21 protein-coding genes are annotated in these 24182 nt (G+C 42.6%); 10 read left to right on the top strand and 11 right to left on the bottom strand.

Annotation, left to right across the window (positions count from 1 at the left end):
* Positions 1-32: 32 nt before the first annotated feature.
* The 9 genes from MB380_RS05705 to MB380_RS05665 form a co-directional block, all read right to left on the bottom strand.
* Positions 33-2291: a CRTAC1 family protein gene (locus MB380_RS05705; protein ID WP_253533839.1), complete on the bottom strand. Its 2259-nt coding sequence runs from the start codon at positions 2289-2291 to the stop codon at positions 33-35.
* A 70-nt stretch (positions 2292-2361) separates the two neighbouring features.
* The gene (locus tag MB380_RS05700) at positions 2362-5127 is read right to left on the bottom strand and encodes a TonB-dependent receptor (protein WP_253533838.1); all 2766 of its coding nucleotides are present in this window, start codon (positions 5125-5127) and stop codon (positions 2362-2364) included.
* 50 nt (positions 5128-5177) lie between these two features.
* Positions 5178-5738, bottom strand: coding sequence for a carboxymuconolactone decarboxylase family protein (locus MB380_RS05695; RefSeq protein WP_253533837.1), 561 nt, complete (start codon positions 5736-5738; stop codon positions 5178-5180).
* 98 nt (positions 5739-5836) lie between these two features.
* The gene (locus MB380_RS05690) at positions 5837-6379 is read right to left on the bottom strand and encodes a carboxymuconolactone decarboxylase family protein (RefSeq protein WP_253533836.1); all 543 of its coding nucleotides are present in this window, start codon (positions 6377-6379) and stop codon (positions 5837-5839) included.
* Between the two features lie 2 nt (positions 6380-6381).
* Positions 6382-7452 (bottom strand): hypothetical protein, encoded by a 1071-nt coding sequence (locus MB380_RS05685; protein WP_253533835.1) that lies wholly within the window; start codon positions 7450-7452, stop codon positions 6382-6384.
* A gap of 49 nt (positions 7453-7501) precedes the next feature.
* A complete protein-coding gene (locus MB380_RS05680; protein WP_253533834.1) occupies positions 7502-9040 on the bottom strand; it encodes a phosphatase PAP2 family protein in 1539 nt (512 codons plus the stop codon).
* A 74-nt stretch (positions 9041-9114) separates the two neighbouring features.
* Positions 9115-10035: a hypothetical protein gene (locus MB380_RS05675; RefSeq protein WP_253533833.1), complete on the bottom strand. Its 921-nt coding sequence runs from the start codon at positions 10033-10035 to the stop codon at positions 9115-9117.
* Between the two features lie 255 nt (positions 10036-10290).
* Positions 10291-10764 carry a hypothetical protein gene (locus MB380_RS05670; RefSeq protein WP_253533832.1) on the bottom strand — a complete coding sequence of 158 codons (474 nt, stop codon included), beginning with the start codon at positions 10762-10764 and terminating at the stop codon, positions 10291-10293.
* Positions 10765-10892: 128 nt separating this feature from the next.
* Positions 10893-11504 (bottom strand): trimeric intracellular cation channel family protein, encoded by a 612-nt coding sequence (locus MB380_RS05665; RefSeq protein WP_253533831.1) that lies wholly within the window; start codon positions 11502-11504, stop codon positions 10893-10895.
* Positions 11505-11576: 72 nt separating this feature from the next.
* On the opposite strand from MB380_RS05665, the gene dnaG reads away from it, so the two are divergent.
* The 3 genes from dnaG to MB380_RS05650 all read left to right on the top strand — a co-directional run bounded on the left by dnaG (position 11577) and on the right by MB380_RS05650 (position 14992).
* Positions 11577-13550 (top strand): DNA primase, encoded by a 1974-nt coding sequence (dnaG, locus tag MB380_RS05660; RefSeq protein ID WP_253533830.1) that lies wholly within the window; start codon positions 11577-11579, stop codon positions 13548-13550.
* Between the two features lie 19 nt (positions 13551-13569).
* Entirely contained in the window at positions 13570-13977 is a 408-nt protein-coding gene (arfB, locus tag MB380_RS05655) for an alternative ribosome rescue aminoacyl-tRNA hydrolase ArfB (protein WP_101725474.1), read from the top strand.
* Between the two features lie 118 nt (positions 13978-14095).
* Positions 14096-14992 (top strand): PE-PGRS family protein, encoded by an 897-nt coding sequence (locus tag MB380_RS05650; protein WP_253533829.1) that lies wholly within the window; start codon positions 14096-14098, stop codon positions 14990-14992.
* A gap of 67 nt (positions 14993-15059) precedes the next feature.
* On the opposite strand, the gene hslU is transcribed toward MB380_RS05650, so the two are convergent.
* Positions 15060-16454 carry an ATP-dependent protease ATPase subunit HslU gene (gene hslU / locus MB380_RS05645; protein WP_253533828.1) on the bottom strand — a complete coding sequence of 465 codons (1395 nt, stop codon included), beginning with the start codon at positions 16452-16454 and terminating at the stop codon, positions 15060-15062.
* 466 nt (positions 16455-16920) lie between these two features.
* Here hslU and MB380_RS05640 point away from each other — a divergent pair, with 466 nt between their 5' ends.
* Entirely contained in the window at positions 16921-18384 is a 1464-nt protein-coding gene (locus MB380_RS05640; RefSeq protein ID WP_253533827.1) for a Gfo/Idh/MocA family protein, read from the top strand.
* 59 nt (positions 18385-18443) lie between these two features.
* Here the strand turns inward: MB380_RS05640 and MB380_RS05635 are convergent, their stop codons facing one another.
* Entirely contained in the window at positions 18444-19121 is a 678-nt protein-coding gene (locus MB380_RS05635; RefSeq protein WP_253533826.1) for an NUDIX hydrolase, read from the bottom strand.
* 171 nt (positions 19122-19292) lie between these two features.
* Between MB380_RS05635 and MB380_RS05630 the strand changes: the two genes are divergently transcribed.
* The 6 genes from MB380_RS05630 to MB380_RS05605 all read left to right on the top strand — a co-directional run bounded on the left by MB380_RS05630 (position 19293) and on the right by MB380_RS05605 (position 24146).
* The gene (locus MB380_RS05630; protein WP_253533825.1) at positions 19293-19748 is read left to right on the top strand and encodes a hypothetical protein; all 456 of its coding nucleotides are present in this window, start codon (positions 19293-19295) and stop codon (positions 19746-19748) included.
* A 10-nt stretch (positions 19749-19758) separates the two neighbouring features.
* Complete coding sequence (locus MB380_RS05625; RefSeq protein ID WP_253533824.1) at positions 19759-19983, top strand: DUF2905 domain-containing protein; 225 nt, start codon at positions 19759-19761, stop codon at positions 19981-19983.
* A gap of 79 nt (positions 19984-20062) precedes the next feature.
* A complete protein-coding gene (locus MB380_RS05620; protein ID WP_253533823.1) occupies positions 20063-21493 on the top strand; it encodes a PepSY-like domain-containing protein in 1431 nt (476 codons plus the stop codon).
* 83 nt (positions 21494-21576) lie between these two features.
* The gene (locus tag MB380_RS05615) at positions 21577-22116 is read left to right on the top strand and encodes an RNA polymerase sigma factor (RefSeq protein ID WP_253533822.1); all 540 of its coding nucleotides are present in this window, start codon (positions 21577-21579) and stop codon (positions 22114-22116) included.
* 35 nt (positions 22117-22151) lie between these two features.
* Complete coding sequence (locus MB380_RS05610) at positions 22152-23630, top strand: hypothetical protein (RefSeq protein ID WP_253533821.1); 1479 nt, start codon at positions 22152-22154, stop codon at positions 23628-23630.
* A 66-nt stretch (positions 23631-23696) separates the two neighbouring features.
* A complete protein-coding gene (locus MB380_RS05605; protein ID WP_253533820.1) occupies positions 23697-24146 on the top strand; it encodes a hypothetical protein in 450 nt (149 codons plus the stop codon).
* Positions 24147-24182: the final 36 nt, after the last annotated feature.

Here is a 24182-nt window from a genome sequence, read left to right as displayed (position 1 = left end):
TCTTTAAATCTTTGAATCCTGCCATTAAGGCGCTAAATGGCTTTAACGGCAGGTGTAATACAAATGGGAATATTTTTATTATCTCCTCCAAAATTAAGGGTTTTAATGTTAATTTCTTTGGGTTTATTGTTTCCCTCGGTAATTTTAAGCAGTTGATTTGGCTTTATATTTCTGAAAACCTGCTTTGTGCCAGAACCCGGCCAGATGATCGAAATTTCATCAATTATGTTGGCCTCTCCGATGCCTATCTCTCTTCTGAGAGATGATGAACCAAAACTTCCCCCTGAGCTCAGGTCCTGATAAACAGACCTGCTTATTCCATTTTCTTTGAACGTAACTTTTATTCTGGCACCGATTCCTAAACGGTTACTTCTTTTGCCTTCCAGTATGAGTTTAATCCAGCGGTTATTATTCTGACCGGGGTTCAGATACAATGAATTATTGTAGGAGTCACCGGGATAAGCCCCACCCACTTCAATAAAAATGTCCTGGTCGCCGTCATTATCTAAATCAGAGATACCCACACCGTGCCCTTTTTGCAGATTACCCACACGCGCTGAAATGGTGGCATCAGCAAATTTTTTACCTCCGATGTTTCTGAAAAGCTTATTAGGAACTAACGACTGGTAATCAGGATTTCCGGTACCGAGATACATATCCGGGTATCCGTCATTATCTATATCTCCGAAATTAGACCCCATCGCAAATATGCTATGGCTGATGCCCGCTTCAACCGATACATCCCTGAAAGTGCCATCATGGTTGTTTTTGAAAAGATACATTTTACTTCCGCGGTTAGGTATGCCCAACGCATCAGTAGCTACTGAATAAGCCATTGAGTGGTCGGCCTGGTATCCGCAAACGAATATATCAAGCCAGCCGTCGTTATCGTAATCCCAGAACCAGGTCGGGAACGTAAAATTTCTTAGCTCACTCAAACCGGAAGCCTGCGTAACATCTTCAAATTTTAGTTTTCCATTCTTTTGCACTCCTTTATTCTTTAAAAGCACTTTGGTTTCCTGATGGGTTGAAATAAATATGTCCTGCCAGCCATCATTGTCGTAGTCGCCTGCGGTTACGCCTTTAATAAACAGATTCAGGTCGCAGCCGGCGTCAATGGTTATATCGGTAAAAGTGCCGTTTTTATTATTTATATACAGCTCGCAACCGTGCATTTCGCCCATATTGGCGGTTTCGTTGCCAATGAATAAATCCAGCCAGCCATCATTATTAAAATCTCTCCATACCCCGGCCTGTGTTGGGTGCAACGAATACAAGCCGCTGTCAATCGTCACATCAGTAAAAGTTCCATTTCCATTATTCTTTAATAACGAATTAGGCTGTTTACCAAACGGGTCGGGCATCCAGGCCCCTCTTAAAACAAAAATGTCGATGAATCCATCATTGTTATAATCGGTTTGCATAATGTTCAGCCCACCTTTAAATCTCGACAGGCCCGACTTCTCCGACACATCGCTAAAAGTGTTGTTTGCATTGTTTTTAAAATAATGCATTGAACCATCAAGCCCCAGGTCTGAAATTACTATATCCAGATATCCGTCATTATCGAAATCCTCCAGGATAGTTCCACCTGCTTTGTTTTTTAAATTCAGGTTGAGGCCCGGAGCTACATCAGTAAAAGGATTCAAATCATAGCCTGACTTGTCTTTATCTAAATCAGGAATCAGATATTGAGCCGGTACTTTAGCCGGATATTCACCTATGGTCATGTAGGCTATGTTTAGTAGCCACTGTGCTTCATAATCAGAAGGGTTTCTTGAAAGAATTGTCTCATAAACCTCTATGGCTCTGCGAGACCCGCCTTTTATTTTATGGATACCTGTATTAATTATGGGTATCACGCACGATTCTGCCGTATGATTATTCACACAATTCTGGCGTTCGGCCAGTCGCAAACTGGCAATTCCCAGGCTGGTCAGGGTTCTTTCGGCATTACCCTGAAACTTTGTTAAAGCCATAGGCAATATGGTTTCCAATAAGGTTACCGCTTTTGTTTCTTCACCGTTTTTCAGATAGGCATTTGCCTTATAAAAATCTGTAATAAAGCTTTTGTATGGATTCCCCTGAGCCAGTGTACTCATCGAATCATAAAAGGCAATTTCTGCCTTTGGCGAAAAAGGATTCGTTCTTTTAAAACTTTCCTGATGAATCTTCGCCAGTATTTTAACCATTTCTTCACTCTTATCACTACTGCAGGCAAAAACCATCAAGCCCGATACCAGCAAAATCCAATATTTAGCTCTTCCTGATACTAATTCAAAAAGTTTCATGTTGGTAAAATTTAAGTATTGCTATAAAGAGGTAATTAAGCAAAAGTTGTTTTTACCCCTTTTATCAATTTTATCGCATTAATTCATCAAAATTCAGACTAACATAATACAACCCGCCAACGGCCGGAGAGCCATAAGCCTGCACAATGTATTGGTTAGTAAGATTTGAAGCACCCAGCTTGATAACCGATTTGATGGCAGGCAGTTTGTAGCTCACCTGCGCATCGAGCAAGCTATAAGCATTGATTTTGCCCGGACACATCGTCGTAAAGGTACCGTACCAGTCAAAAGCACTTTGCCAGTGCCATGCCACGTTAAAGCCGAATTTGTCTGTCAGTTTTGGATTACCGAACACCACGTTGGTTTTCCAGGTTGGTGTATTAAAGGCAGGAATATTACTCGGGTTAGCATCCATCAGGTTGAAGTCAATCCAGGTTACGTTCGTATTCAGGCGGTAGTTTTTAGGAAACAAATAAGACAAACCTGCACTTACACCTTGAATAGACACCTTATCGGCGGCATTGGTATAAAGTTGAAACGCCTGTGTTTTGCCTCCCAGAATATCACCTGCTGCAGCAGGGTTAATAGAGCCGTCTGGTAACAGCACATTATTATCAGGGCGGATAACCACCGTATTAATGATGAAGTCTTTGTATTGACTGTAGTAATAATTGATATCAAACAGTATTTTCTGACTGAAAACTCCTTTATAACCCACCTCAAAGCTCTGAACTTTCTCTGGCTGGATGTATGGCACGTTCGATTTCACCAGTTTGTCTTTGTTGTTGGCAATAGCGGTCGGGAATGGAACACCCTGCCCAAGCTGAGCACCCGCCGCGCTGGCAAAAGCCCCTACTGATGCCGCCGTGAAAGAGTTTTCATAGGCGTTCATGCCAACAGAATTAACTGGTGCACCGCCCAGAATAATGATTGGCCCGACGTTCAGCTTAATATACTGGTCGCCGATAACCGGGTTGCGGAAACCTGTCTGATAGGAAGCTCTGAAATGATTGTTGTCGTTTGGTGAAAATACTGCCGAAGCCCTTGGTGTTATACGGCCATCAAAGTTCTCGTTTTTGTCGTAACGACCTGACAGTGTAATTTTCAGTTTATTATTTACCAATAACTTTGAAGCCTGAATAAACGCACCAAACTCGTCGTTTGTGAGGTTCTTGCCTTTGTCATCAAATAAGGTTCCCTGAGTATCCAGATAATATCTTCTGTAGTTGGCACCTACCTGAATGCTTACTACTTTCAGTAATTCACTGAAATCGTACATGCCTTCCATGTGTTTTAAACCACAACGGCTGAAAATACCTGCTCCGCTTAAGCCCTGGGTATGAATCAGCTGGTCTCTGGCAGCATCAAATGCGGCAGTTCCGGGTAGTAGCCTTCCCTGGTCGGCAAATGCCCGGGCGGCAGAATGGTTTTGCGCAGAAACTCCATTGACGTTTCCGTTATAAGCCGCCGAATAACGCTGAAACCAGGTGGCATCAGCCTGAGCCGGAGCAACCGTGTTACCATTCAGGTCTTTTACCCACATACGGTTAATGAGCTGCCCTAAAGAACGGCTGTTGTAAGAATCCTGCGAATCTTCCTGATTTGAATAAGCTCTCACATAAAAATTGCTGCCTTTCAATTCAAGGCGATGCTGCATCAGATAAAAATTATTAATTACAAAACGGCTGCTACCGGTGTACTGTGCAATACCCTGACTAAAATTTGCCTGATAGATGGCTTCCAGATTATCTGTAATACGGTAATGCAATGCTCCGTTTAACTTCAGGCTATATACACCATACTGGGCCAGGTCTTTTTCTTCATAACCCGTTCTTGACACCCGCCCTATTTTATCAATTGTCTGTGCAACCTCGTCGCCGTAAATATTCAAGGCATTTTTGCCCGGGTTATTCGGCCCACGGTTAGCTAAAGGCGTGTTGGGGTCTATATCTGTATAATCATTCGCATACCAGTCGGTGCCTCTGAGGTAAGCGACATTTGCCTTGAAAGCAAATTTGTTTTTAAATGCTTTGGCATATCGCACGGCCAGGTCATAATATGGTTTTGCCCCCAGGCCTGTGCCGTCATTCAAATGGTTTACGCCTACTTTGGTTTGCGCGCTTAGCCCCTGATAATCAAATGGATTTTTTGTGCGCATCTGCAACATTCCGTTGAATGCAATCGGGCCATACAAAGCTGAGGCAGCTCCCGGAATCAGCTCAACGCTTTCTATATCAATATCGTTGGGGCCATGCAGATTACCCATGGCAAAACCCAACCCAGCTGACTGGTTATCAACGCCGTCTACCAATTGCAAAAAGCGGCTGTTACCCGTGGTATTAAACCCTCTGGTGTTGATTTGCTTGTAGGTAAGGCCACTGGTAACAATATCTAACGATTTCATGTTGAGCAAAGCATCGTAGAAGTTGGCTGCCGGAGATTGTTGGATACCTCTTGAGTCCATCTTTTCAATACTCACCGGCGACTTCAAAATGCTTTCTTCAATTCTGGAAGCAGAAACAACCACCTGATTCAGGTCTTCAGACGCGGTTTTCAATGAGATACTCAATGTGGTTTCGCTGGCCACCGCAATTTCCTGGCGCTCATAGCCCACCATTGAAATTACCAATGTGGCCGGAAGAGAGGCATTCAGTTCAAAATTTCCTTCGGCATTAGTGATGGTTCCTGAAACTTTTCCTTTCAGAAAAACCGAAACACCTATCAGAGGTTTTTGATTTTCAGCATCAGTCACTTTGCCCTTGATGACACTTTTCTGGGCGAAAGCTCCTGCTGAAAACAACAATAAGGAGATTATACAGGTAAAAATATTTTTCATTCTAAAGCTCGGTTAAAATATAGGATTAGATTAATTAATCCTCATCATTCTTATTTCTTCAGGTGGTCATAGCCCTGCGGCAAACGCGTGTAGCCGTGGTTCACTATTCTTTCACCTAAGTACTGATAAAATGAGGGGTCGCCTGGCGTTATACTGGCCAGGCCGTCAACATAGCGGTTATACAAACAAAAAAGTGCAGCTATAAGCACAGTATCATGTATTTCCATGTCGGTTGCGCCTTTTGCTTTAGCATTGGCTATAGCTTCAGGGGTGACGCTCTTCCCGCTTTTCTGCACCATTCTGGCAATGGTTAGTAAGGCCTTCATTTTATCGCTCACCGGAGCATTCTCTAAATCATGTTTTACCAATTCGCAGGTTTCGGTTTCACCCAATAGCAAATCGGCAGCGGCAGTATGAGCAGCCGTACAAAACCGGCATTCATTATTGTGCGATACTATGGTGGCTATTAACTCTCTTTCGCCCTGGGTCAGCGAACTGTCTCCTCTTAACAAAATTTGTGTCAGTTCACGAATAGGCGCTGCGGTATCCTGGCTATACTCTAAAAGCCCTGTAATACCGGGCAGATGGTCAGGAAGTGATATATGAGGCATAATTTAGGCAATAACAAGGCTTACCGGCTGTTTGCAGCCGATGCCAGATGTGGTACAATAAATAATCAGGGAAAAACAGACAGGTTAAACCTGTTTTCTTAGCGAGGACGATTATAACCGGCAAAGGCCATTCTCTGTCCCATTTCACGGTAGGCTTCGTTTTCTTTCGGCGCCCACGTGCCTAAGCCATCTACATAGCGATTAAACATACAAAATGCTGCCGCAATCAGTACCGAATCATGAATCTCTTCGTCGGTTGCTCCTTCATTTCTGGCTACTTCAATCTCCTTTTCTGTTACATGCCTGCCGCCTTTTTGCACTTGTGCAGCAATGTTAAGCAAGTCTCTCAGCTTTGGAGAAATAGCAGTTTCGGCAAAATTTTGTTTGATATCATCTATTATATTCAAATCACAACCTAAATGAGCTGCCGCCGCTGCTCCGTGCGAAGTATGGCAAAAATGGCAATTGTTCAGGTGCGAAACATAAGAAGCAATCAATTCGCGTTCGCCTCTTGTTAAGGTTGACGGCCCCCTCAAAAGGGTTTCAGCCAGGTTTAACAAGGGTATGGCCGTACGCGGATTATGATTGAGAAGCCCGGAAATACCCGGAAGCTCCTCATTCAACAATTTGATGTGTGCCATAATCAGAACCTGTAAGCGTAAGTTGCCGTAATCAGGTAGTCTGCAAATGCTGCATCGCCGTGCTTTTTACCGGTTGGGTCTTGCATGTCGCTCCATGATTTTATTCTGTTACGAACAACCGCATAAGGAACACCGAAAATAAACGAATGGTGATGCGTATTAATAATGACACTTGGCTCAACAGAGATAATGTATCCGGGTCTGCGGCTGCCTTCACTATTGCCAATGCGGTCTATAGCAGGCAAGCCTTCTACCCTGCCACCCAACGCTAATGAAATACCCTTTTTAGGTGCAACCGAATAGCTTAAACCCGCACGACCTGCAAACTGGTCAGGTACAGAAAAGCCGGTAGCCGCATTAACGGTTTTAGGGCTGAACATATAAAAACCATTGTAGTAAACAGAGGCATTTTTGAATACCGACTGATAACCCTGCATTTCAATGCTGTATCCCCAGCCGCTATCGCCCAATTGCATTGATTGGTCAAGGGCTTTGCGCTGTATGTATTCTTTTTTGTTTTTATCCAGTTTATGGAAGTCTCCCTGAACGTTGGCATCACCGGTTGGAGCTTTGACTCCCACCCCTATAGCCAGATTACCTTTCAGATGGGTAAGCGGATTGAACAACCAGTAGGTAGCAGATACACGCATATCGCCCACCCCTTTAGAATACGTATGAAAACGTTTCTGCTCCGGGTTAGCTTCAATTGAGTTGCCGTAGTGTTCATAAAGAGAAGAACGGTCGTTGTCAAGATAAGGCAAATTCAATGAAAAGCTCAGACGCGGATTAACAGCGTAACTCAGGCCAAAATCAAAAGCATGAGAAGTGTTAATAACCTGAGTACCGTTTTCTATACGTTCTTTTTGCTCTTGGGTACCAACAAAATGGCGGAAAGAATGCAAATATCTGTATGAAGCCGTAAACTGAAACTGGCCGCCTTTCATCATTGAGGCCGGGCTGTTGGGGTTACCCGTTGCCGATGCCATGTGGCGTACGGCAATACAACCTTGCGAGAACCCCTTGATTGATCCCAAAAGCATGGCTAGTGAGAAAAAATAATATATTTTTTTCATTGAAAATACGTTTGAATAAATTTAAGCAAGCTGATTAAACCATTAGTTTTTATAAACCAGAACCATCGGCCTTTCCACGGGCAATGGCATACTGACCAATTTTTTTACCGTGTTCAAGACCTTTAACACAGTCGAAACGATAATGAATCAGTCCATAAACCCTTGAATTGGATGCTTCCTGAGCCATCGCATTCAACTTTTCAGCCTCCGTCGGGAAGATAGAGCCCAATACTGTGGCGGCGGCACCTGAAAAAGTAGAGTGTCCCGAGGTATAAGACTGAAAATTGGGCAAACCAACAGAGGTTTTGATACCGAATTGCTGAGGGCGCGGATAATAATAATAGTTCTTGGCGTCCCAGCAAGCAATACCTGCATCCATCTCGGCAGTACCCAGCAATGCCAGCGTGCGGGCTGTTGCCAACTCACTGAACTTATTCTGGAAACAGAGATTAGCAGCGGCACGATGCCAGTGACCAGGAGGCGTGTAGCTGCCGGCACCGTCTGACCAGTAATTGGCAATACGGGCCTGCTCACGCGTCTGATTTTTATCAATGGCCTTAAGCTCGTCAAGGTCTTTTTTAAACTCGTCACTATCTAATGCTGGCGGAGGGCTTGGGCGCATGGCCAGCATAGCTGTTTTATCAAAATTCCAGGTCTGTACGGTACCATAGTTAGGCAACATTGGCGGGCGGGCAGGAATCTCCTGGCTTAACCACTCCGACTTCAAGCCTTGTGCTTTGGCATTGGCAATTGCAGCAGCATTGACTGTCTGATTATTGGCGGCACCCATGCCGTCTGTTTTTGCGCGACCCATTACTTTGGCAGCTACGGCTTTGCCCAGGGCATCGCCTGCCGAAATATCAGAATCAACGTTCATACCACCCCAGATACGGGCATTTTTGGCTTCGGCTAGCTTGGCATCCAACAAAGGCACCTCGCCGGGGAACATCGCCACCAATATGGTATATGAGGCCGCAGCCACAACTGCATCTTCAGACGGGTAAGACGGTAAATCAGAAACCGGCAACAAAGCAGAAACAGTAGCATCTGTTTTTGAAGGAGCCTTGCGGTTATACTTAAACTTGTAGTTCCACGCGGCCACCAGTGCGTCATACTGCGCTACACTTAAATAAGCTAGTGCACGGGCTGTATATGGCGGATTGGCAAACGGAAACTTAGGGTCTGCCAATGGGTTGGCAGCATCAGGAACCGGATACTTGCCCTCTGCATTTGAAGCAGGCGGAAGGTTATATCTGGCTGCCAGCTCACGAGCTATTTCGTTCCAGCGATACACGGCACCTGCACCCCAGTAAGCTACTGCTTTTTTGTTTTCCGGGGTAATGGTCGAAACCGTGGTTTTCAGTTTTGCTATTTCTGCCTGGTACTCTGCCGAACCTGCCGCTTTTGGCTCTGCCACCGGAAATTCATCAGCGCTGGCGAGTACATAAGTTTTCCAGGTTCCTCCTTTTTCATCTAATTTTGCCGGGATATAGGCCTCTTTCAATGATTCTTCCAAATCTTTATTGCAAGACGAAACAACCAGACTCAATATTACTATTACTAAAAATGGTACATGTATTTTTTTCATATTACGGCCCCGTATTCAATTGAGCGAACTGCCCGGGGAAGCAAATTTTCTGTTAGAAATCTTTTCTGCAAATTTTATTTTTTTGTTACCTGTTCAGACTTACTCTTGAAATTTATCTGATACAGGAAACCGGCTGATATTGTAGTAGCCTGGCCCATGTTTTCGCCATCTATTACTCTTCTGATCATTACATTGAACCCTACATTTTTTGGCTGAAACTTACCATAGAAACCTACGCCCGATGATTTCATGTTATTCGTCGGAAAAGGCATATCGTTTCTACGGATGTAATCTCCGCCTACGCAAGTGTTTTTGTCAATGAATAATTCGGCCTGAATCCCTTTTTTGTAGTAACCCATCCGGGCGGCTACATCAGTAGCGTTAGGCATGCTTATTTCATTGGTGTTATAAACTTTGTCGTAAGCGTAATAGGCATCTCTGTCTACCTTTATATTACTGCGGAAAACGTAGCTTCCGTGTGCGGTAATATAAAAACCAGAAGTATGCTTGTAGTGAGCAATTAAACGTGCAGTAGCTGTTTTGGATTTAAGGCCAATTGACATCGGGAGAAAATCTGGTACATAGTTGCTTACCGGTAACGAGCCGCCCAATACTCCATGCAAGGAAAGGCCGTTTGCCGATTGCACCATATTGTATTTTAACCATACCGATACATCCTGAAAACCCTGCTGCCCCATCAGATTACCTGCGCTGGTTTTTGTCCACACATAAGGTAAGCCGGCAAGAACATTCAGTTTTTTGGTAATACCGTAGGCTATCATAGGCATAACACTTTGTGTAGTGTGCGTACCTATATTGAAATTTTCGCGTTTTAATTTATTCTCCCAATATTCGCTCCACTGGCTATTTGAATAGGTTGTAGCTATACAAATAGATTTTTTGTTCATATAAATGGCGTCATGAGGCATTTGGGCTTGCGCATTGAAAACCGCACCACCTACCAGCACAAGTAAAAACTTGTAAAATAATTTCATTTTAGAATAGTAAGTTTTTAGTTAAAAACAGTCATGTAACCCATGTGCAAGTCAATACCGTACCCCAACCTAAACGCACAGACAGATTATTAAGAACGGCCAAAGAGGGCGTTCATGAACAAAGGTCTATGTTTAGTGCCGGGCATTGGCACAACTTACCACATAAGAAGTATAGATTTGAGCGGATGCATTCATACATTGCGCTTTGGGCATAAACCAAGGCGGCAAGGCATAAAATTTGTAGAAAAGACTGTATTAAGCTAAATCGGGAGGTGGAGAATTAACAAATAACGTTGAAGCAGGAATAAACTCCTGATAAGTGTAGATTTTTAACGGGAGGTCTTCAACCCAGAAGTAGGCAATTGTGCTACTACCGAACTGAGTATAATCTTTAGTGAGATTCTTAAAAAAATTGAGCGCCTTTTTACCAGAGCCGGTGGGCTCATCGTTTACCTGTTTTTTTACCTGTTGCAGCAAACTGAAAACGTTCTCGCGGCTTGCATTTTCTTTCTTGCAATAAGTGTAAAGGGTATCACTTTCAAATTTGCGCTGATAAGTACGGAAAAAATCGCCTTTGAAGATAATGAGACCGTCTGTCTCTTCAGACTCGCTCCAACTGGCCATATACGGAATGGCCATTGGCACTTTCATAACCAGAAACTCTCCTTTTTCCTGAAAAGTCACATTTGCGTGTACTACGCGTTCCTCCTGCCATTTGTCTAAAAGCATGACAAACGTAGAGCCCAGCATATTACACACCAGCAATGCAAGAAGCGATATGGAAGCGACTTTTTTCAGTAGTAATTTTGGTTCATGCAACAAATAAATCAATTAAATTGAAATTTTCCAACAACTTTTTACATTTTATTGATTTTTGGCAACGATATATTTTTGCTGATAGCCAGTGTACGAATTCCAAAAATACATAAAACGGTTATGATATCTATTACTTCAACAGACAGGTTTAACTTGCGAAGGGCAAAGTAGAAACTGCCTCCTATGATACAAACGGTAGCATACAACTGGCCTGTTCTGAAAAGCGCAGGTATTTCATTAAGGAAAATATCTCTTATTACACCACCAAAACAGGCAGTTATGGTACCCAGAATAATACAGGAAGGGACATTAAGCCCTGCGGATATACCTTCCTGGATGCCCCTGAGCGCAAAAAAACCAAGCCCGAGGGAATCGAACAAGGTAAGGGTTTTATCAAGATGCACAATCCTGTGTCTGAAAATAACCGTAACCATTGCTACCATCACAATCAGTATTATTATTGTAGAATCCAGAATCCAGCGCACAGGCAGATGCCCAATGAGCATATCACGTATGGTACCACCGCCAACAGAAGTAACAAAGGCGATAACAACCAGGCCGAAGATGTCTAGGTCTTTGCGCATAGCCGCCATAGTGCCTGAAGCCGCAAAAGCAATGGTGCCACCAATATTTATAAATGTAAAAAATTCCATTAGTTTTAGTAGTTTTGCAACAAAAATAGTAGTAAAAACGTCATTTTTATGTTTTTACAGTAAATTTGGTACATGCGAATAGATCAGGATACCGTACAGCAGATTATTCAGGCCGCCGATATAGTTGAGGTTGTGGGCGATTATGTTTCTCTCAAAAAGCGGGGAGCAAACATGATAGCCTGCTGCCCTTTTCATAATGAAAAAACGCCATCATTCTCGGTGTCGCCATCAAAAGGCATTTATAAATGCTTTGGTTGTGGCAAGGCCGGTGATTCTGTAAGGTTTGTGATGGACATTGAAGGTATAGGATACCCCGAGGCACTGAGACACCTGGCTAAAAAATATGGTATAGAAGTAGCCGAGCAGGAATATACCAGCGAAGAACAGCAGGTTCAGAACGAAAAGGAAAGCCTTTTTATAGCCCTGGATTTTGCCAATAAATTTTATCAGGACCAACTTTGGCAAACCCCTGAGGGCGAGAGCATCGGGCTGAGCTATTTTAAAGAACGGGGGTTTAACCACCAGACCATCAGGAAATTTGACCTGGGCTATAGTTCTGACGGACGGGATGTTTTTACCAAACATGCGCTTAAGAACGGTTTCACACTGGATATACTTGAAAAAGCCGGCCTGACTATACTGAAAGAAGGGCGCGAACCGATAGACCGTTTCAGAGGACGGGTAATTTTCCCGATTCATAATGTAGCAGGCAAACCTATTGCATTTGGTGCCAGGATTCTGAAAAAAGACCCCAACGCCCCCAAGTATCTTAATTCGCCCGAAACGGCTGTATATCATAAAAGTAATATAGTATATGGTATAGCGCAGGCCAAGAATCCTATCAGGCAGGAAGAAAACTGTTATCTGGTAGAAGGTTATACCGACGTTGTTTCGTTAAATCAGGCAGGTATAGAAAACGTAGTGGCTTCGTCCGGCACTTCGCTTACCAAAGAGCAGATTCAGCTAATCAGAAGATTTACCGAAAACATAACCGTTTTGTATGACGGCGACGCCGCCGGTATTAAAGCATCATTAAGAGGAATAGACATTATTCTGGAAGAAGGCCTGAATGTGAAGGCAGTGGTGTTTCCGGATGGAGACGACCCCGACAGTTTTGTTCAGAAAGTTGGCAGCCAGGCTTTTAAAGAATACGTAAAGCATACCCAGAAGGATTTTATCAGGTTCAAGACCGAGATTTCATTGAAAGACTTGGGCACAGACGCCCTTAAGCGTGCTGAACTGATAAAAGACCTGGTAGAAACCATCTCTAAGATTCCGGACTCCATCAAACGTTCGGTATTTTATAAAGAGGTGGCCTCTTTGCTTAGTATTGATGAGCACATCCTGATTACTGAAGGCAATAAAATATTTCAGAAAAAGAGGCAGGATACCGACCGCGACAGACAAAGGCAGCAGAGGACCAATCCACTGGGTGATATCAACGCATTTGTAGCGCCCGAGCCTGATACCTTTGTGCCGGGTATGGAAGAGACAGCCAGAACCGTGAAACGGAGTGCCTTGTCTTATCATGAAGAAGAATGTGTAAGGCTGCTGGTATGTTACGGCACCCATGTTTTGGAGAAAAACGTTGCAGAAAACATAGACTTTACTCTTACCGACTATATTTTTAATGAAATTCAGGATATAACTTTTGAAACGGCATCTTACCAGAAAATACTGGATATATGCCGGGAGTTTCATCAAAGAGGCGAAATTCCGGACACTTCTTACTTTACCAGCCATCAGGATATTGAAATTCAGACCTTAAGCATTAACTGGCTTTCGTCTCCACATCAGCTGAGCGAAAACTGGGAGAAATTTGAAATATACGTTCCATTAGAAAGTGATAAACTAGACGAAATGGTTTACACCAACGTGCTGAGGTTAAAAAAAAGCCGCTTTGAAATAGAGATGGAAAAACTAAGTAAGGAACTCATTGAAACGGAATCTTTTGAAACGCAAGAGCAAATACTGGTAAAAATGATGGAACTGAAAGGAATCATTAAAAAATTGGCTGCACTTTTGGGCACGGTGGTGCAGGGCTAATTATACAGAATATAAAACCATGATAAAAGATATAGATTTTTCGCCTGAATTTGAGTTCGCTACTGCCAGAAGTGGCGGCCCGGGCGGACAGAATGTAAATAAGGTGGAAACAAAAGTAGAGCTTAGATTCAACATTGCTACCTCTGCCCTACTGACAGATACCCAAAAACAAAGGCTATATGAAAAGCTTCAAAGCCAACTGGTACAAGAAACCGTTTTGTTGATTAGCTCGCAGGAAAAAAGAAGCCAGTTGCAAAACAAAGAACTGGTGGTGCAGAAGTTTTACAAATTACTTGAAAAATCTCTGCATGAAGCCAAGAAAAGACGAGCCACAAAACCCTCGCTGGCTGCAGTAGAAAAAAGGTTGAAGACAAAAAAAATTGATTCAGACAAAAAAGCAGCCAGAAACCAGAAAATTGATTTTTAATTGTCCGTAGAATAATAATTTGTGCACCGGTGGCGTGGCTAAGCCATTAAATATTTATTAAACCTGATAACTTAGTGGCATAATCGTTTTCTTTGCATTGAATGTTGCCGGTAACCGAATGAGAAAAACACTGATTTACGTATTAGTTTCGTTATTTATAAGTTCTTGCGACTGGTTTAAAAAACCAGACCCAACCCCCGTAACAGAGGTAATTCCTGAATATGAAACGGTGCCGGTAATGGCCAGATTGCCGGAAGATATAGCCAATGAAGCTTCTGGTGTATGCGACAGCCGCAGTATGCCGGGGAACGTCTGGGTGCAGGAAGATGGCGATAACCCCAATAATATTTATTTGTTTGCACATGAGGGGCAATACAAAGGGTCGGTAAAAATGCCTTTCCCTAACCGCGACTGGGAAGACATATCTATTGGCCCCGGCCCTGAGGCTGGCAAAACCTACCTATACCTGGCCGAAATTGGAGACAATGATGCGGTTTATAATAACCAGTATTACATTTATCGGTTCGTTGAGCCGCAATCATTACAACCCGTTACCAGTTTTGACCGCATAGCCTTTCAATATCCTGACGGTAGCCGTGACGCCGAATGTATGCTGATAGACCCTCAGACCAAAGACATTTATATAGTTTCGAAAAGAGAGTTTAATGTACGGCTGTACAGGCTTAAATATCCTCAGTCTGTTACAGAAAATCAAACGGCAGAGTTTTTACAGACTTTACCCATTACCTATGTTACCAGCGGCGGGATATCATCAGACGGTAAAGAAATTGTTATCAGAAACTACTTTACACTTTTTTACTGGTACCGTAAAGATGGAGAAACCATACCTCAGGCGCTTGCCAGAACTCGCGACAAATTACTGCCTTACGTGCAGGAGCCGCAGGGAGAAGGTTTCTGCTTTGATAAAAACGGGAAAGGCTATTTTACCAACAGCGAAAGGCCAGACGGCCAGAACGCCATCTCTTATTTGTATTATTACCCAAAGAAAAAATAACCATTTATAAATCAAAAAGCCACTATCTTTCTTCAGACAGTGGCTTTTTGATTTATATTCCAAAGTTTTACAATATAAACTGGCTTAAATCTTTGTTTTTAACCAGACCTGCCAGCCTGTCGTTCACCATATCTTTAGTGATAACAATCCGGGCATTAGCGCCAATTTTATCGGGTACATCAAACATAATCTCATTCAGCAAATGGCTCATTACGGTTTGTAGCCTTCTGGCGCCAATGTTTTCAACCTCACTATTGGCATAAAAGGCAATACGGGCAATTTCTCGCAGTGCCTCGGTATCAAAACTCAGGCTAACGTCCTCGGCTTCCAGCATGGCTTCATACTGGCGCGTCAAAGCATTTTTAGGTGTTTGCAAAATCTGAAAAAAGTTTTCTTCTGTCAGGCTTTCCAGCTCAACTCTGATCGGGAAACGCCCCTGTAATTCCGGAATCAAATCTGAAGGCTTTGCCACATGAAAAGCCCCCGCGGCTATAAACAATATATGATCTGTCTTAACAGAGCCATGTTTGGTGTTCACGGTGCTTCCTTCCACTATCGGCAGCAGGTCTCGCTGTACACCTTCACGGCTTACATCCGGCCCGCCCGACTTACCGCTCGATGAAGCAATTTTATCAATTTCATCTATAAAAATTATTCCCAGGTTTTCAGCTTTCCAGATGGCTTCGTCTTTTACCTCATCCATATCTATCAGTTTGGCAGCCTCTTCGTCCAATAATATTTTTCTGGCTTCTGCAATGGTTACTTTGCGTTTTTTACCTTTTTTGGGCATCATACCGCCTATCATATCCTGCAGATTCATCATCGACACATCATCGATAGGCCCTCCCATCACGCCAATATTGGGCATTCCGTTGGTTTGCACATCAATTTCTATTTTGCGGTGGTCCAGGTCTCCGTTTCTTAATTTTTCTCTGAACGCCTCACGTGTTTTCTCATTCAGCAGATTTTCTGAGTTATCCTCAACCTCCTGCTTTTTTGTTTCCATCGAAAACCCAACGTCTTTTTTATCCTTTACAGGCGGTATCAGAATATCCAGCAAGGTGTCTTCAACAGTATCCAATGCCTTCGTTTTTACTTCTTCTTTTTTTGCAGCCCGTACCATATTTACCGATTGCTCTACCAGGTCTCTTACCATGCTTTCGCAGTCACGCCCGACATACCCCACCTCTGTAAACTTTGACGCCTCCACTTTAGTAAACGGAGCCTCCGCAATTTTAGCTAAGCGGCGGGCTATTTCGGTTTTACCTACCCCGGTGCTGCCTATCATCAGAATATTATTCGGAATTATCTCGGCCTGCATTTCCTGACTGGCATTCATGCGGCGCCAGCGGTTTCTTAAAGCAATGGCCACATTACGCTTTGCGTCTTTCTGGCCAATAATGTATTTATCTAGCTCCTCTACTATTTGTTGTGGTGTCAGGTTACCTATTACTTTCGCCATTTATTAAAAAGCTTTTTATTTAATATGTTTGCTGTTATACTTAACGGCATAGCTGCAAATTTAGTTTTCATTCAGACTAAAACAAACCACGTTATAAATTTTATGACCAGCGGTCGGTGTGTATTACCAACCTTATCGGCGCTTTTTTTAAATGCTGTATCGGTTTATTTAACGCACTAGCGTACACAGGTAATTAAAGATTAAATTTCTTACGTTCCGCAATAGTATTTTCAAGACGGTGTTAAGTAATATATTAGGAATAAAACGTTTCTTAAAACCTGAAAGGGTTCAAAAAGAAATTAATCAATATTTTTTATGTAAATCTTACAAAATTTGCCAGGAAAAAAGATTTTTTTGTAAGTTTGAAGTACCAATCAAGCGTATTATACAAAATTTGTGGGTTACAGAATTTAAGTATGATTTTGTGCCGGTTTAAATCTAATTTTCACTATTCAACTCTTCAATAATGCAAAACAAAAAGACAACGAACAGAAGGGATTTTATTAAAAGCGGTGCTATTGCCGCCAGTGGATTCTTTATTGTGCCACGTCATGTATTAGGTAAAGGTTTTATTGCACCCAGCGATAAGCTAAATATTGCTGCCATTGGTGCAGGCGGAAAAGGTGGCTCAGACATTGCTAATGCCTACAACAACGGTGTGAACAATGTAGTGGCTATTTGTGATGTAGACATGGCTCGTTGTAAAGGCAGCCTTGATAAGTTTCCGAATGCTAAACGTTACAAGGATTTCAGAGTAATGCTGGAACAAATGAAAGGAGACATTGATGCAGTTACTATCTCTACTCCAGACCACCAGCATGCCGTAGCAGCTATGGCTGCCATGTCTATGGGCAAGCACGTATACGTGCAAAAGCCTTTGACACACGATATTTATGAAGCCCGTAAGTTGACCGAGGCCGCAAGAAAATACAAAGTGGTTACGCAAATGGGTAACCAAGGTGCCTCTAACCCTACTCAAAAAGCCATGATGCAATGGCTTGATAAAGGCACAATTGGAGTGGTGAAAGATGTACACATCTGGACAAACCGCCCCGTATGGCCACAAGGTAACCCCGTGCCAACAGATAAACCTGCTCTGATTGATTCAATGACTCCGCAGGATTGGGATTTGTGGGTTGGTACTGCTTCATGGGTTGACTATCACCCGCTTTATCACCCATTCAAATGGCGCGGATGGTGGAATTTTGGAACCGGTGCATTGGGCGATATGGGATGCCACCTGATTGACCCTGCGTTCAGAGTTTTAGGTTTGGGCTACCCAACTGAAGTAGAATGTAGCGTAGGACAGGTGTTTCTGAAAGACTGGAGCCCTGAATATAACCCTGAAGGCTGCCCTCCGTCATCAAGTGTTCAGATTAAATTCCCTGCTACCAAGCGCAATAACTCGCCTGTTACTATGTACTGGACAGACGGTGGTATCCGTCCGTTCCACCCAGAGTGGATTCCTGCCAACGAACCATTGGCAGAAGCCGACAGCAGCAACGGTGTATTAATGATTGGTACCAAAGGTGTTATGACCTGCGGAACCTACGGAAACACACCGAAGATTTATCTGAAAACCGGTGAGAAAATAGATATTACTCCTAAAGAAGACCCTAGCGTTAAACCGCTTCCTGAACATGGCCACCAGGCATCATGGGCTGAGGCTTGCAAAGCCGGCTTTAACAGCAAAGAGCATAAAGGTCTTTCTTCGTCGTTTGATTACTCAGGCCCATTAACTGAAACAGTATTGATGGGTAACCTGGCTATCCGCAGCTATAACCTGCGTAAATCTAACGGCAAAAATGGTTTCAACTACGATGGTCGTAAAAAACTGTTGTGGGATGGCACTAATATGAAGATTACCAACTTCGATGAGGCCAACCAGTTTGTACAACGCCAATACCGCGAAGGCTGGAAATTAGTTTAAGATTTGCGTTTCCTTTTTATAGAAGAAAAACCTGCCCAAAAGGCAGGTTTTTCTGTTTATTACAATTGAGCCATTAACTCAAAATCTTTCACTTTTGAAAGATACAGATAATTAAGCAACAAGCCATTGCTATTGTTTATCAGCCTATGCCCCTCTATAAACGGCAAGATATGGGTGGTGATACGCTCAAACTCGTAATCAGTACCCATTTCTTTTTCGTTCAGGTCAGCTATTTCATCGGCCGACATTTCCAGTTCGCAATAATACAGGTACATGGCTTCATCGCTGGTACCTGTGCTCGGGAAAACCCGCTTTTGAGGTGTTACGTTAATCAACTGGTCTGCCGTTACATCCAGTCCTGTTTCTTCTTTTACCTCCTGCACTGAAATTTCCAGAGGGGTTTTGCTGCCATCAACCATACCAGCCGGGTGTTCATAAGTGAAACCTCCCTCGGCAATGCGACGTTGCTTTACCAGCAGCAGATATTTTTCTTTGGTGTCTTTATCTATCAGACAAACCAGAATGCAAACTACTTCCCCTTTCAGAAAACAGATGGGTGGCATTTTATCACCCTCGGGGGTCTCGGCGTCTAGCATCAGCAGAGAAAAGAGAATTTCGCCGTTGTAACGGTATCTGGTGTAGTGTTGGTCTATCCCGTTGATTTTCAATCCGTTTTCTATCAGATTATTCTTCCAAATCTTAAATTTGTGTGCATCTTCGAGTTTTTCGTTTGTCATTTTTGGGTAATTTTATTTTTTGCAAAAATAGGGAGGATAAGCGGTAAAACACAGGAAAGTTTGGTAACTTAATAACATTCTAATTGTAAAAATAAATTCACTTAAGTTTCCGGAATCGTATTGGAATAATTATAAATCAATATTGATATAACTTATCTTATAAGAAAGAAAATGATTAAATACCTGACACTTTTGCTAGTATATTTTGCAATTGCACCTCAATTGCATGCTAACATTGACTACAAAACAGAGCTATATGCTTTGTTAGAAAAATTCAACAGTCAAAAGAAATTAACAGATGAAGAATTAGTCAGATTGATTCCTAAAACCGAAAATGAGTTTAGCGTATACTATTCATTGACTTCCCCCAATAAGGAAAAAAAATGGAACGTAATTTTCAGCAATATTGAGATATATATAGGAAAAAGAGCAAGTGTTAGCCAGAAAGCTTTCAGGGCATATGTTGGATTAACAAACTTTGTTGATGGAGAATATGCAGAAGGTTATTTTGATAGGCTAGATTTTCTTATTGGGAAACATACAAAGTATTTTTGCAAAATATTCAGTAGTTTATCTAGCAATGAAAAACGTAGGCTGAGCGACTTATATTCTCAATATTGTAAATAAATTCCCTTCCATGAACCAAACCACAGGCAAATACATAATCATCATCGGTGGTACCCTAATTCTCATCGGCATTATCGTCTATTTCTTTGCCGATAAGCTGCATTGGTTGGGGCGATTGCCGGGCGACATCAGGTATGAGAATGGCAATACCCGGGTGTATTTCCCCGTTGTAACTATGATTCTGCTCAGTTTGATACTGAATTTCATCATCTATCTCATAAAGAAGTTCTTCTGACATTATTCATGCAACCGAAATCAGCCCGTTTGCGTCTTTAAAGGTAGTGGCCAAAAGTAATAGGTTATCAACGCATCTAATGAAAAAACTTTACATATATCTGTTTCTGACCAGCTGGGTTTTCTCAGCCTGCGACAGCGTGAAGGACCTTCAGCCGGCGTTGAATGCCAATGAGGCTGTGCCGCAGGTAGCGGTCAATGCCATTAAGCAGGAGTTTCCGGAAGCAACACAGATAAAATTCTCTACACTTGAAAAAGGCAAGCTGTGGGAGTCCAGCTTTCAATTCAAAGTAGACCGGATGTCGGCCGTTGTCAATAATTCAGGCAAAATCTCTGAAGCCTACAAAATCACCAATTCAGTACAATTACCTGAAAACGCCAGAACCTACATAAATAACAACTATCCGGGTGCCGAAATCAAGTACATTTGCCAGCAAATGGCGCCGGCTAATGGTTCAGTTATTGGTTATAAAGTAATTGTAAAACTTACGGACGGTAAAGAAATTGCAATCGTTTTTGACAGTACCGGCACTTTGGTTTTGGTGGCTGCTAACGACAGGCCAGGGCCACCCCAGCAAGGAAACGGCCAGGGTGGCCCTAAAATATATTTTATTGAGGAAACCGACCTGCCTACAATTATCAGAACCTATCTGGGCAGCAAACATGAAGGCTATACGTTTGTAAAAGCAGCGGTTTCGCTCATGCCTAATGGCAAATTGTATTCGGTGGTGGTTTCTAAAGATATGACCAGCTTTGAATATCTGTTTGATGAAAAAGGCAATGTTTTGAGGGCGGGCAACCTGGGCATTGGCGTACCTTTTAACAAGCTGGAGTACAAGCTGGTGTCGCTTAGTGAACTGCCTCAGACAATTAAAGATGGCCTCAACAAAAACTTTACGAGCTGGACCTATGAAAACGGAATAAAGTTTTCGCAAAGCGGGCAATTGCAGGGGTATTTTATTCTGGTTACGGCCGACAAAAAACAATTTTCGTTGCAGTTTAATGATAAAGGTGATTTCATGCGAGGTGGGCAGGTATGCGGGCCGTTGGGGGCATCGAGCGGTAAATATGAAATTAAAACCATTCAGCCAAAAGACCTGCCAGAAGCCATCAGTAGTTTTCTGATTAGCCGGCATCAGGATTTCAGTTATATACAAACCTCGCTCATTACCGATAAGGATAAGAAAATATACTGGGTGGCCATTATCAGAGATGACCAGGTACTGAATTATGCATTTGACGACAAAGGTAAAATAATAAGCATTGTTGAAACCATACTGAAAGTGAACATCGGCAAAGGTATTGCCCGTCTGATGCAGGAAGACAACATTACCGAAAAAATAAAAACCTATATTAATTCTTATTATCCCGGCTGGAGTTTCCAGACAGGCATGATAAATTTTGTAGACAATCAATTGTTTTCATATATAGTGGTTATTAAAACCGGGATCGACATTTATATTCTGAGTTTTGATGCCAACAGCAATTTTGTAGCTGCCAGAAAAGGCTGACCACCTTTTGCGGTTATTATCGGTGCAGATAATGCTAGCCTATTTAAAACGTAATTACTAAGAACACTGCAATCCCTTTCAGAATGCCCGGTGAAATTGATTTAGTACTTGGATGCCAACGGAACGATCCCAGAGCACAAGCCGCCTTTTATAATTTATATAAAGGTCGGTTGCTGGGTATTTGTCGTCGTTATGCACGCACAGTTATGGAAGCTGAAGATATATTTCAGGAAGCCTTTATTAAAGTTTTCAATAAAATTCATGACTTGCAAAAACCTGAATCGGTTGAATATTGGGTGAAGTCGCTGGTTATCAGAACAGCCATTGACCATTACAGGCAAAATAGCAATGAAAGGCAGTTTGTAGATTATCATGTGCTTGAAGATACCGGAAATGCCGATATAAGTGCGATATCGCAATTGAGCCACGAAGAGATAGTTTCGGTAATTAACGAGTTGTCAGACGGATACAGAATGGTGGTAAACCTTTATCTGATAGATGGTTATGAACATAACGAAATAGCCAAAATTCTTGGCATTTCAGAAGGCACATCAAAGTCGCAGTTATCAAGGGCTAAAGTGCATTTAAGGAAGAAGCTCATTGAGTTGGGTGTTACTATTTAAGAAAATTTTCAATACATCCCTAAAGGGGATAAAATATGCTCTCAGAAGACGAAATAAGAAGAAAGCTGACAGAGAAATTCGGCAGTTTTGAATCAGAACCCCAGGAAGAATCATGGGAGAAGATTCGTGCGCGTATTAATCTGAACCGGATGTTTCAGGACTACGAAGCTGAACCTCAGGACGAATCGTGGGAGAAAATACGAGCAGGTATTGACCTGCAACGGAGAATGAATGAATTTGAAGCTGAGCCACAAGAGGAATCATGGGAGAAAATACGTGCAGGTGTAGAGCTGGCTGAAAAGTTCAAAAACTATGAACCTGAACCCCAAGCCATCAGCTGGTTAAAAATTCAGGAGGCCATTCAACCACAAAAACGCCGCAGAGGCATTATTCCGCTTTTCTTCAGGATAGGGCTGGCAGCAGGAGTTGTACTCATGCTGGGTAGTTTATGGTGGTTGCTTAACCGTAATGACACCCCTGCTGCTGTTGCAAACAATTCTTCGGTTAAGAAGTCTGTTTTTGATGCAGCTGCCGTTTCTGCAAGACCTGAAAATAAGGCAGAAAAACACCCTGGCAAACATCTAACGGTCAATGCTTCAAAAATGCCTTTAGCCGTTAGCAAAGAGCCTGCCCAGGGTGGTCGAACAGGTAAGAACAAGACAATGCTTAATAATAAAGCAATGATTGCCGGAAACAAAACCAACACCAGCAAAACCTTACCTGCCCCAGCATTAATCGATACAAAGCAACCGCAGGCAACCCTGGCCAATGCGCAAACATCAGCGCAGGCAGAGTTTAAAGCAGAACTTTTGCAGGCAAAAGGTTATCGCCAGAAGTCGGTTCGTAAGCCGTTTAATGCCATTGCTTATAACACAGAAAAACCGTACCAGGAAAAAGCGCAGAGAGTGCACCGCGACATTGTCTTTAATGCAAGCCTGATGCCGCTTCAAACCTATCAGGCATTTACTGTAATGCCCCAAACCAATACTTATATACAGCAGGTTGGGCGTTTGGATGCCATAGATAACCAAAGGCTGGGGATACAGTTGCGGGCAGGGGCTATGAAACCGTTGTCGAACAGATATGCTGTCGGGCTTTCTGCCACTTACACTGGTTTGCAACAATGGGCAAACTATGAATTGAACAACGGCGAATATGAAGTACAAACCAGTAATAACGGTACCTACACACTTGTAGGTATTGGTGAACAGGTATCTCAAAAGCAATTTATGCAAACGGTAGGCTTAAAGGTTGACAACGCGTATCTGGTAAGCCGTAAGAAAAACGCCGTTTACGCCATTGCAGGTGCAGAAGCGGTACATGTACTTACCAATAAAGATTTTGGATATTACATCAATGCTTCGGTGGGTGTTTCATATCCTATTAAAGGAGGCAAATCCTTATGGATAGAACCCACATTTCGTTACAGTCTCTCACAATCGGCTGACGCCAACAATTATCTGAAGATACGCCCATACAATATCGGGCTTAATCTGCGTGTTAATTTCATTTAATAAAGGATTTTTTGCAATTCTGTCAAAATTCATTTCATTTGCAAACATAATCCAAACGATAACACAATGAAACTCAGAATTTCCCTTATTATACTTGCGCTATTGGTTATTGGCTTTGCCTATTACCTCACTGTGGGGCATTATTCAAAAGGCGATAGAGCCGGAACCATCTCAAAAATCAGTGAAAGAGGCTATATTTTTAAAACGTTTGAGGGTGTGCTGAATGAAGGAGGATACTCTGGCGAAACTGGCACGCTTACCCCTCGCTACTGGGACTTCTCCTGCAAGCTGGATTCAGTAACAACCAAGTTAGAAAAGGCCTTAAAAACCGGAGAACGTGTTACTTTAAAGTATCAGGAAAAGTTTTTTCAGTTTCCATGGAATGGAGATACCAAGTACTTTGTTGTTGATGTTGAATTTCTGAACAACCAGGAGGTACCTACGAAAGAGCCTTTTCCGCATCCGCAGCAAGAAAGCGCACCTGCTGATTCAGCCAAGTCAGATAATCTTTTGTAATAGAAATGACTTGTAATCAAAAAAGCCGGAAGACAA

This window comes from Emticicia sp. 21SJ11W-3, assembly GCF_024138715.1.
In the GTDB taxonomy this organism is placed as follows: domain Bacteria; phylum Bacteroidota; class Bacteroidia; order Cytophagales; family Spirosomataceae; genus Emticicia; species Emticicia fluvialis.
The sequence above is the reverse complement of the archived record's forward strand: the minus strand, read 5'-3'. Positions and strand labels throughout refer to the sequence as shown.

Coding starts and splice junctions, on each gene's coding strand:
- MB380_RS05705 (WP_253533839.1), bottom strand. CDS start 2,291: ATGAAACTTTTTGAATTAGTATCAGGAAGAGCTAAATATTGGATTTTG.
- MB380_RS05615 (WP_253533822.1), top strand. CDS start 21,577: ATGCCCGGTGAAATTGATTTAGTACTTGGATGCCAACGGAACGATCCC.
- MB380_RS05630 (WP_253533825.1), top strand. CDS start 19,293: ATGATTAAATACCTGACACTTTTGCTAGTATATTTTGCAATTGCACCT.
- MB380_RS05675 (WP_253533833.1), bottom strand. CDS start 10,035: ATGAAATTATTTTACAAGTTTTTACTTGTGCTGGTAGGTGGTGCGGTT.
- MB380_RS05620 (WP_253533823.1), top strand. CDS start 20,063: ATGAAAAAACTTTACATATATCTGTTTCTGACCAGCTGGGTTTTCTCA.
- MB380_RS05700 (WP_253533838.1), bottom strand. CDS start 5,127: ATGAAAAATATTTTTACCTGTATAATCTCCTTATTGTTGTTTTCAGCA.
- dnaG (WP_253533830.1), top strand. CDS start 11,577: ATGCGAATAGATCAGGATACCGTACAGCAGATTATTCAGGCCGCCGAT.
- MB380_RS05605 (WP_253533820.1), top strand. CDS start 23,697: ATGAAACTCAGAATTTCCCTTATTATACTTGCGCTATTGGTTATTGGC.
- MB380_RS05685 (WP_253533835.1), bottom strand. CDS start 7,452: ATGAAAAAAATATATTATTTTTTCTCACTAGCCATGCTTTTGGGATCA.
- hslU (WP_253533828.1), bottom strand. CDS start 16,454: ATGGCGAAAGTAATAGGTAACCTGACACCACAACAAATAGTAGAGGAG.
- MB380_RS05610 (WP_253533821.1), top strand. CDS start 22,152: ATGCTCTCAGAAGACGAAATAAGAAGAAAGCTGACAGAGAAATTCGGC.
- MB380_RS05650 (WP_253533829.1), top strand. CDS start 14,096: ATGAGAAAAACACTGATTTACGTATTAGTTTCGTTATTTATAAGTTCT.
- MB380_RS05625 (WP_253533824.1), top strand. CDS start 19,759: ATGAACCAAACCACAGGCAAATACATAATCATCATCGGTGGTACCCTA.
- MB380_RS05690 (WP_253533836.1), bottom strand. CDS start 6,379: ATGGCACACATCAAATTGTTGAATGAGGAGCTTCCGGGTATTTCCGGG.
- arfB (WP_101725474.1), top strand. CDS start 13,570: ATGATAAAAGATATAGATTTTTCGCCTGAATTTGAGTTCGCTACTGCC.
- MB380_RS05680 (WP_253533834.1), bottom strand. CDS start 9,040: ATGAAAAAAATACATGTACCATTTTTAGTAATAGTAATATTGAGTCTG.
- MB380_RS05635 (WP_253533826.1), bottom strand. CDS start 19,121: ATGACAAACGAAAAACTCGAAGATGCACACAAATTTAAGATTTGGAAG.
- MB380_RS05695 (WP_253533837.1), bottom strand. CDS start 5,738: ATGCCTCATATATCACTTCCTGACCATCTGCCCGGTATTACAGGGCTT.
- MB380_RS05670 (WP_253533832.1), bottom strand. CDS start 10,764: ATGCTTTTAGACAAATGGCAGGAGGAACGCGTAGTACACGCAAATGTG.
- MB380_RS05665 (WP_253533831.1), bottom strand. CDS start 11,504: ATGGAATTTTTTACATTTATAAATATTGGTGGCACCATTGCTTTTGCG.
- MB380_RS05640 (WP_253533827.1), top strand. CDS start 16,921: ATGCAAAACAAAAAGACAACGAACAGAAGGGATTTTATTAAAAGCGGT.